The 7,112-nt window shown below is 74.2% G+C and carries 6 protein-coding genes; 1 reads left to right on the top strand and 5 read right to left on the bottom strand.

The window, feature by feature from the left end; genetic code table 11:
* Positions 1-49: 49 nt before the first annotated feature.
* Positions 50-1,033 carry an aldo/keto reductase gene (locus IF02_RS0126225; RefSeq protein WP_030161063.1) on the bottom strand — a complete coding sequence of 328 codons (984 nt, stop codon included), beginning with the start codon at positions 1,031-1,033 and terminating at the stop codon, positions 50-52.
* Positions 1,034-1,135: 102 nt separating this feature from the next.
* Between IF02_RS0126225 and IF02_RS0126220 the strand changes: the two genes are divergently transcribed.
* Positions 1,136-1,723: a TetR family transcriptional regulator gene (locus IF02_RS0126220; RefSeq protein WP_030161062.1), complete on the top strand. Its 588-nt coding sequence runs from the start codon at positions 1,136-1,138 to the stop codon at positions 1,721-1,723.
* Between the two features lie 44 nt (positions 1,724-1,767).
* Here IF02_RS0126220 and IF02_RS0126215 read toward each other — a convergent pair whose 3' ends face one another.
* The 4 genes from IF02_RS0126215 to IF02_RS0126200 form a co-directional block, all read right to left on the bottom strand.
* The gene (locus IF02_RS0126215) at positions 1,768-3,405 is read right to left on the bottom strand and encodes an isovaleryl-CoA dehydrogenase (RefSeq protein WP_030161061.1); all 1,638 of its coding nucleotides are present in this window, start codon (positions 3,403-3,405) and stop codon (positions 1,768-1,770) included.
* On the bottom strand, positions 3,389-4,003 hold the full coding sequence (locus tag IF02_RS0126210; RefSeq protein ID WP_030161060.1) for a TetR/AcrR family transcriptional regulator: 615 nt from the start codon (positions 4,001-4,003) through the stop codon (positions 3,389-3,391). The genes IF02_RS0126215 and IF02_RS0126210 overlap by 17 nt, the downstream gene beginning before the upstream one ends.
* A 96-nt stretch (positions 4,004-4,099) precedes the next feature.
* Positions 4,100-5,422, bottom strand: a complete 1,323-nt coding sequence (locus IF02_RS0126205) for a cytochrome P450 (RefSeq protein WP_030161059.1) — start codon at positions 5,420-5,422, stop codon at positions 4,100-4,102.
* 204 nt (positions 5,423-5,626) lie between these two features.
* A complete protein-coding gene (locus IF02_RS0126200; RefSeq protein WP_030161058.1) occupies positions 5,627-7,084 on the bottom strand; it encodes an MFS transporter in 1,458 nt (485 codons plus the stop codon).
* Positions 7,085-7,112: the final 28 nt, after the last annotated feature.

The raw sequence follows: 7,112 nt of genomic DNA, 5'->3' as shown, positions 1-7,112 counted from the left end.
GCCGACGGGGGCCGGGGGCCGACGAGGGTGACGGGGGGCGGCCGGGCGGTCAGCCGTTCAGGGACGCCATCAGCTCCGGGGCGTAGCGGTCGCCGGAGACCACTCCGTGCGGGGCCACCGCGTCGATGGCGGCCAGGTCCTCGTCCGTGATCGTCACCGCCGTCGCGGCGACGTTCTCCTCCAGGTAGCGGCGGCGCTTGGTGCCCGGGATCGGCACGGCGCCGCGGCGCAGCGTCCAGGCCAGGGCCAGCTGCGAGGGGGTGACGCCCTTGTCCGCGGCGAGGCGCCGGACCTGGTCCACGACGGCCAGGTTGCGGTCGAAGTTCTCGCCCTGGAAGCGGGGGTCCGTGCGGCGGAAGTCGTCCGCCGCGAAGTCGTCCGGCGTGGTGATCGCGCCCGAGAGGAAGCCCCTGCCGAGCGGCGAGTACGCGACGAGCCCGATGCCGAGTTCGCGCAGGGTGTCGAGGACGCCGTCGTACTCGATGCCGCGCTCGAAGAGGCTGTACTCGGTCTGCACGGCGGCGAGCGGGTGCACGGCGTGGGCGCGGGCGATGGTGGCGGGCGCGGCCTCGCACAGGCCGATGTGGCGGACCTTGCCGGCGGCGACGAGCTCGGCCATGGCGCCGACGCTCTCCTCGATCGGGACGTTCGGGTCGACCCGGTGCAGGTAGTACAGGTCGATGTGGTCCGTGCCGAGGTGGCGCAGGGAGCGGTCGGCCGAGCGGCGGATGTACTCGGGGGTCGCGTTGTGGCCGCGGAACGCGCCCTGGTCGGTGAACTCGACACCCGTCTTCGTGGCGACCACGGCCGCGCCGCGGCGGCCGGCGAGCGCCTTGCCGAGGAGCTGCTCGTTCAGGAACGGGCCGTAGCCCTCGGCGGTGTCGAGCAGGGTGACGCCGAGCTCCAGCGCGCGGTCGATGGTGGCGAGGGACTCGGTCTCGTCGGTGGCTCCGTAGTGGGCGCTCATGCCCATCAGGCCGAGGCCCTCGGCGCCGACCTCGAGGCCCTGACCGCCCAGTGCGCGGATCTCCATGATGCTGCTCCCTCTTCGCAAGTAACTAACTGGATAGTTTGACTATGGACCCACCTCGCGCCAGATGTCAATAACCAGATAGTTACTTGCTAGGCTTCGCCCATGGCACGGGATTCCAGCGCGACCAAGGCACGCCTGCTCGACGCGGCCTTCTCCGAGTTCGCCGCGTACGGCATCGCCGGCGCGCGGGTCGACCGCATCGCCGAGGCCGCGCAGGCGAACAAGCGGCTCATCTACGTCTACTACGGCAACAAGGAACAGCTCTTCGACGCCGTCCTGCGGCGGGCGCTGGAGACGGGTTCGGAGTCCGTCCCGTTCAGCCCCGACGACCTGCCGGGGTACGCGGGCGCCGTGTTCGACCACCTCGTCGCGCGGCCGTCGCTGATGCGGCTCGTGCTGTGGAAGCAGCTGGAGCGGCCCGGGGCCACGGACGCGGAGGCGGAGTCCTACCGCGGCAAGATCGCGGTGGTGGAGGATGCGCAGAAGGCGGGGCACGTCGACGGCTCGTTGGACCCCGCCGACGTCCTCACGCTGGTGATGGGCCTGTCCCAGGCCTGGTTCGGCGCGGTGGGCGGCCCGGCGGCGGGCGATTCGGGCACCGGCTGGGCGGCCGAGCGGCTCGCGCAGCACCGCGCGGCGGTGGTCGAGGCCGTACGCCGCATCACGGCACCGCGACGCGACCCGGCCTAGGGAGTGTCCTTTCGGATCACTCGGCCGGGCCGCGCCTCAGGCATTCAGACGGCGGTCGCGGTCGTGGCCCGGGCCAGGATGGTTTCCGTGTCCACGCCCGTCGGGAGCGTCCCGTACGCGCCGCCGTGCTCGCCGCCCAGGCGGGAGCCGCAGAAGGCCTCGGCCACCGCGCCCGGGGCGTGGCGCAGCAGCAGGGACGCCTGGAAGACCAGGGCCATCGTCTCGGTGAGCTGCCGGGCCCGGTACTCGGCCTCGGCCGGATCGGCCAGCTGCTTGTGGAGCCCGGCCACCGCCGCGTCCAGGTGCCGGTCGGCGCCCGACGCCCGTCCGACCTCCTCGAAGAAGGCCTCGACGGTCTCCGGCTGCCGGGCCATGGCCCGCAGCGAGTCCAGGGCGGCGACGTTGCCGGAACCCTCCCAGATCGACGACAGCGGGGCCTCCCGGTAGAGGCGCGGCATGCCGGAGTCCTCGATGTAGCCGTTGCCGCCCAGGCATTCGAGGGCTTCGGCGGCATGCCCCGGGGCGCGCTTGCAGACCCAGTACTTGGTGACGGCCAGCCCCAGCCGGCGCAGCAGGGCCTCGTCCTGACTGCCCCGGGAGACCCGGTCCGTGGCGCCCGCGAGGCGCAGGGCGACGGCGGTCGCCGCCTCGGATTCCAGGGCGAGGTCGGCGAGGACGTTGCGCATCAGGGGCTGGTCGATGAGCGCCTTGCCGAACGCCCTCCGGTGCGTGGCGTGGTGGACGGCGCGGATGACGCCGAGGCGCATCCCGGAGGCCCCGCCGAGCACGCAGTCGAGGCGGGTCATGTTGACCATTTCGATGATCGTCGCGACGCCGCGCCCCTCCTCCCCCACCAGCCAGCCGAAGGCCTCGTCGTACTCGATCTCGGCGGAGGCGTTGGACCGGTTGCCGAGCTTGTCCTTGAGGCGCTGGAGCAGCAGCCGGTTGCGGCTGCCGTCCGGCAGCACCCGGGGCAGCAGGAAGCAGGACAGCCCGCCCGGGGCCTGGGCCAGCGTCAGGAAGACGTCCGACATGGGCGCGGAGGTGAACCACTTGTGCCCGGTCAGCCGGTAGGTGCCGTCCGGGGCCGGGACGGCTGTCGTGGTGTTGGCGCGTACGTCGGAGCCGCCCTGCTTCTCGGTCATCGACATGCCCGCGATCAGGCCCTGCTTGGTGTCGGGCCGGCGCAGTCCGTAGTCGTACGTGCGGGAGGCGAGCAGCGGCTCCAGCCAGGCGGCGAGTTCCGGGGTCGCGCGCAGCGCGGGTACGGCGGCGTACGTCATGGACACCGGGCAGGAGTGGCCCGCCTCGACCTGGCCCCAGACGAGGAACTTCGCCGCCCGCGCGACGTGCGCTCCGGCCCGGTCGTCCGCCCAGGGCGCGGCGTGCAGCCCGTGCGAGACGGCGGTGCCCATCAGCTCGTGCCAGTACGGGTGGAACTCCACCTCGTCGATCCGGTGGCCGTAGCGGTCGTGGGTGCGCAGCACCGGCGGGTTCTCGTTGACCACGCGGCCCCACTCCGCGGCCCGTTCGGAGCCGGCGAGGATGCCGAGCCGGTGGATCTCGGGTATCGCCCACTCGGCGCCCTCGCGGGCCACCGCCTCCAGCAGGGCCGGGTCGGCGGCCGCGTCGTAACCGAGGTGCGGAGGCACCTGGTTGGTGACCTCATGCGTCTGCGGCATCGTGTCCTCCAAGGGCACGCAGGGTGAAGGTGATCAGACCGGGGATGACGTCCCCCGGGGCCGCGTCCCCGTCGGCCAGCGGCCCGACGAGCGCTTCGGCGATCGCGCCGACGAGCGCGGCGGCCGTCAAATCCGGGGATTGCGGCGGGAGTTCTCCGGAGGCCACGCCCGCGGCGATCTGTTCGGCGTACACGTCGCGAAACGCCCTGCGGAAGACGAGGCGTTCGGTGTCGACGGCTGGGTCGGCCGGCTCCGCCAGCAGGGCGAAGGCCCGGCGCGGCGCTTGCAGCGCCCGGTACGCGAAGGTCTCGACGGCGGCGGCCACCCGCTGCGCGGCGCCGCCCGGGCGCTCCGTCGCGGCGGCCACCGCCTCCAGCTCCCGGGCGACGAGCGTACGGAAGAGCGCGGCGGCCAGCTCGGACTTCCCGGAGAACGACTGGTACACGCTGCCGGTGGAGATCCCGGCCTCGGCGGCGATGGCGGCGACCGAGCAGCCGCCGTACCCCTCCCGGGAGAGCAGGTGGACGGCGGCTTCGAGCACCCGCTCGCGCCGGGCGTCGAGGCGAGCCTGCACGGAGGGCGGGCGACGGTAGGGCATGGAAGGATTGAAGCACTGATTCACTGCTTCACACCAGACCCCGCACCCGACCCCCGGACCCCGGACGCCGGTCCGGCGGGGTCCGGGAGGGACGCTTTACGAGTCGAGGGTCGCCGGGGTGGGGCCGTCGGGGCGGACGGTGATGCTGTACGCGGCCTTCGTGGGGACGGAGTGGAACGCCGGGACGTGCGCCGGCAGCAGCTGTTCGAGGAGGACGGTCGACTCGCGGAGGGCGAACCGGAGGCCGAGACAGGCGCGCGGGCCGATGCCGAAGGGGAGGTAGGCGCCGGGGTGGGTCGGGCGGCCGTCCGGGGTGGTGAAGCGGCGCGGGTCGAACCGCTCGGGGTCCGGCCACAGTTCGGGGTCGCGGTGCGTGAGGTACGGGCAGACCACCACGTCGGAGCCGGCTTCGACGGCGTAGCCGGTCAGGACGTCCGCCTCGGCGGCGTGCCGGGGCAGGATCCATGCCGACGGGTAGAGCCGGAGCGTCTCGTGGACCAGGGCCTGGACGGCGCTGCGGCGTTCCGCCGAGCCGGGGGCGCCTGCGGCGAGGGCCTCCTCGCGGGCCGCGGGGTGCCGGTCGAGCAGGAGGTAGAGCCAGGTCAGGGTGGTGGCGGTGGTCTCGTGGCCGGCGACGAGCAGGGTGACGAGCTCGTCGCGGATCAGCCGGTCGGTGTACTCGGGGCGGGTGGCGGCCGCGTCGAGCAGCAGGTGCAGGAGACCCGGGCCGTCGGGCCCGGCTCCGCGGCCGCGGGCGGCCTCGATGGCGTAGTGCGCGACGGCGTCGATCCCGGCGAGGTCGGCGGCGACGGCCTCGCGGGCGCCGGCGGTGTCGGCCGGCAGCTCGGGCATCGCGGCCACCACCGCGGCGACGGCGCCCAGTTCGCGCTCGGTGCCCTCGTCGAGGGGGTGTCCGGTGAGGGAGCGCCAGATGGTGTCCAGGGCGAAGCGACGCATCTCCAGGCCGACGTCGAACGGCTGCCCGGTCCGGGCGTACGCGGCCCAGCGGCCGGCGGTGACCCGGGCGGCCTCGGCGATCCGCTGCTCGTAGCGGCGCATGCCGGTGCCAGTGAACTGGGATTGCAGCAGCCGCCGCTGGCTCTTCCAGGCCTCGCCGGTCGCGGCGAGTACGCCGTCGCCGATCAACAGGCGGGCGCGGTGGGAGCGTTTGACGTACCGGTCGGGGTGCAGGGCCAGCACGTGCCGGACCGCCCGGGGGTCCGTGACCAGGACCGTGGGGCTCGGCCCGAGCCGGAACACCGCCACCCCGCCGAGCCGTTCGCGCACCAGGACCAGCAGATCGATCAGTTCGGCCCCTTCGGAGCGCCACCGCTCCACGAGGGCGGGGTCGAGCTCGGGGACCGGCCGCCCCGTACGGGCAGCGGGCGGGCGGGGGTCGAAGCCGGCTTCGGTGGCCACGGATCTTCTCCTGTTCGCCGCTGGTCCCGACCCCTGGCGGACCCGGGCATCACGGACTGTACGGGAGTGGATGCGCCCCGTGACACCCCACCCTCTGACGCTCAGCTCCGCGACGCCCCGCCCCGCGACACCCCGCCCCGCGACACCCCGGCCCGGGTCCGCGGCCCGGGGCGGGGTGGCCGGTGAGGCCGGGCGGGAGCACGACTACCGCACGACCCGCGGCAGGCGCAGGCTCAGCAGTGCCGTCAGGGCGATCATGCCCAGCTGGACGAGCAGGGTGACGGCGAGCGCGTCCCGCATGCCGGCCGACGGGACCAGGGCGAGGAACAGGCTGCCCAGGGTCGCGACGCCGAGGGCGAGCGCGGACTGCTGAGTGGTGATCATGACCCCGCCGCCCACGCCCGCCCGGTCGGCCGGTACGTCGGACAGCATCAGCCGCATCAGGACGGGCAGTTGGAGCCCCTGGCCGAGGCCGGCCACGGCCACGCCCGGAGCCAGCGACATCAGCCCGAGATCCGGCCATCCGCGCAGGACGGCGAGGAGGAGCAGGGTGACGCCGACGCCCTGGAGGACGCCGCCCGCGGTGACGACGCGGCTCCCGAACCGGCCGACCAGCCGCGGCCCGGCGAGCGAGGCCGCGAAGAAGGCCAGCGCCATCGGCACCAGCGCCAGTCCGGCCTCCACCGGGCCCATCCGCAGGCCCTGCTGGAGGACCACCGCGATGACGAACATGAAACCGCTGAAGCCGATCGAGAACGGCACCAGCAGGACCAGGCCCCGCCGCAGCGACTGCAGGCGCAGCAGGCTCGGGGGCACCAGCGGGGTGCGGCCGAGCCGGTCGGCACGGCGCTCGGTCCGGTAGAAGGCCGTGGCGGCGAACGGGAAGACCGCGAGCGACACCCACGTCCACAGCGGCCAGCCGGCGGCCCGGCCCTCGGTCAGCGGCAGCAGCAGGGACACCAGGGACAGGGCGAGCAGCAGCGTCCCCGGTACGTCGACCGAGGCCGGCCGGTCCGAGCGGGTCTCCGGTACGGCACGGGTGGCGAGCACCAGCCCGAGGACCACGACCGGAACGTTGACCAGGAACACCGAGCGCCAGCCGAAGCCGGCGACGTCGGCGGCGACCAGGACGCCGCCCAGGATCTGCCCGGCGACCATGGACAGACCGGCGGTGGCCCCGTACAGGCTCATCGCCCGGGCCCGGCGCGGCCCCTGGGTGGTCGCCTGGATGGTGGCGAGCACCTGCGGCAGCATCAGCGCGGCCGCGGCGCCCTGCGTCACCCGCGCCCCGACCAGGGTCCAGGCGGTGGGTGCCAGCCCGCAGAGGAGCGAGGTGACGCCGAAGGCGGCCATGCCGATCAGGAAGAGCCGGCGCCGTCCGGCCATGTCGCCGAGGCGGCCGCCGAGCACGAGGAGCACGGCGTACGCGACGCCGTAGCCGCCGACGATCAGTTCCAGCGTGGCGGGGCCCGCCGCGAGGTCGCTGTCGATGGCGGGCAGCGCCACGTTGACGATGAAGAAGTCGATCAGGGGCAGAGCCGCGCCGAGCAGCACGGTGAAGAGCCCGAGCGGGCCGATCGCGGCCGGGCCGGGCGCGGTGGCCGGGCGGCCCGTCGGGGCGGACGGGGAGGGACGGGTGGTGCGTACGGTTGTTTCACTCACACCGAAACGATCACCCTGCGCTCAGCCT

The organism is Streptomyces sp. NRRL S-244, assembly GCF_000717915.1.
In the GTDB taxonomy this organism is placed as follows: domain Bacteria; phylum Actinomycetota; class Actinomycetes; order Streptomycetales; family Streptomycetaceae; genus Streptomyces.
The sequence above is the reverse complement of the archived record's forward strand: the minus strand, read 5'-3'. Positions and strand labels throughout refer to the sequence as shown.